The organism is Sporosarcina sp. NCCP-2331 (assembly GCF_023707945.1).
Classification (GTDB): domain Bacteria; phylum Bacillota; class Bacilli; order Bacillales_A; family Planococcaceae; genus Sporosarcina; species Sporosarcina cascadiensis.
This window is the reverse complement of sequence record NZ_BRCD01000078.1, coordinates 1-1,366: the sequence shown is the minus strand read 5'-3', so window position 1 is coordinate 1,366 and position 1,366 is coordinate 1. Positions and strand designations below refer to the sequence as shown.

Annotated in this window: 2 protein-coding genes and 1 pseudogene; all 3 read right to left on the bottom strand. The window is 41.5% G+C overall.

The genetic code is table 11. From position 1 onward, the window contains the following. Positions 1-276: pseudogene (locus NCCP2331_RS18245) on the bottom strand (phage portal protein); the annotation flags it as partial. Positions 277-280: 4 nt separating this feature from the next. Further along, a complete protein-coding gene (locus NCCP2331_RS18240; RefSeq protein ID WP_251672122.1) occupies positions 281-478 on the bottom strand; it encodes a hypothetical protein in 198 nt (65 codons plus the stop codon). A 234-nt stretch (positions 479-712) separates the two neighbouring features. Next, positions 713-1,366, bottom strand: a 654-nt coding sequence (locus NCCP2331_RS18235) for a terminase TerL endonuclease subunit (protein WP_251672121.1), incomplete at its 5' end; no start/stop codon positions are given.

Genomic DNA, 1,366 nt, shown 5'->3' with positions numbered 1-1,366 from the left:
TAGTATATAGTATTGGTTCGGCTTTACGTTAAACAGAGAGAGAAGAGGATCACCTGGCGTCTTGATTTCATCCACAAGGTGTTCTAACCGCAGACTCGCAATATCACTGGCAATCATTTTGACAGCTGTGAATACGTCACTGTTTTTAATTGCTTCAGCGCCTGCATATACCCGTTCATCCAGTCCGGTGAAGCCTGGCAACATAGAAATCAGCGCATGTTGTTCTTCTTCCGTAAAAATGGAGCTGCGCGTTTCTGGTTTTGTGAAAATGCCCATTTACTCACCTCCCTTCTGCGGTTAGAATCATCGCTACGATGACTAAACAGACGCCGACCGCTACATATCCCCACACGATGTGGAAGAGGAAGACGGCGTAACAGACGAACGCCAGACCTATTAAAAATAAAATAGCTGTAATATTAGACAATAAAAATAGACCCACCGCTTTCAGCGCGCCTGTAAATTTTCCGATATTCATTTTTTCACTCCTATTTATCGCGATGATCCGAATTTATTTATATACGTTTTTAAGTACGTGGTAGGGGAGGTTTAAGCGTGTTGCGTCTGCGCGTTTCTTCCTCGCACGATTTGCACTTAAATTCACTCTTTGTTTTTAAGTAACTAATGTAAACAGAAAAACATATGACGCCCAGCGCTGCGTTCGCAGTTATGAAAACTAGAACCGAATCCAAAACCATTAATTCCAACCTCCCTAAAATCCGAAATCATCACTCAAAATATATTCTTCCATATTGTTATTGTACTCATGGTACATCGCCTGGCTGAATGCAGTAGTAATCGCGACAATCGCATCAATTTTATTTCGATTTATTTTTTTATCCAGAATGATATTGCTGTTGTTGTCATATTTAACGACGGCATTATTGACCGCAATCTCTATGTTCGGATTGCCATCGTGCATGATTTTCTTTTCGAACACATCTAAACGGAATTGTTTTAATGGTTCGGACAGGTCTCTATACCCCTGACCAACTTCAATCAATGGCCAGTCGTATTCTTCTAATTCCGTGATTACCGTAGGCGCTCCCCACGGATCGTACATGATGCCTTTTACATCAAGTTTATTATGCTCAATAAAGTTCACAAGCCAAGAAATGACCTGCTTATAGTTTATGATGCCAGATTCAGTATCCGTTATCGTAGCGATACCCGCACGGGCCAGTGCTTCATAATCAATCTTGTCCCGTTCGATCTTTGCCTGCAGCCCGCCTTTTGTTCCTACGAATACGTGAGAATCAACATAATATTTTTCATTTTCAGTCGGGAATATCAATCCTATTGCAGTCAAGTCATCCAGCCGCGATAAATCCAAGCCGATATATACTTCTCTGCCGCGTGGATTAAA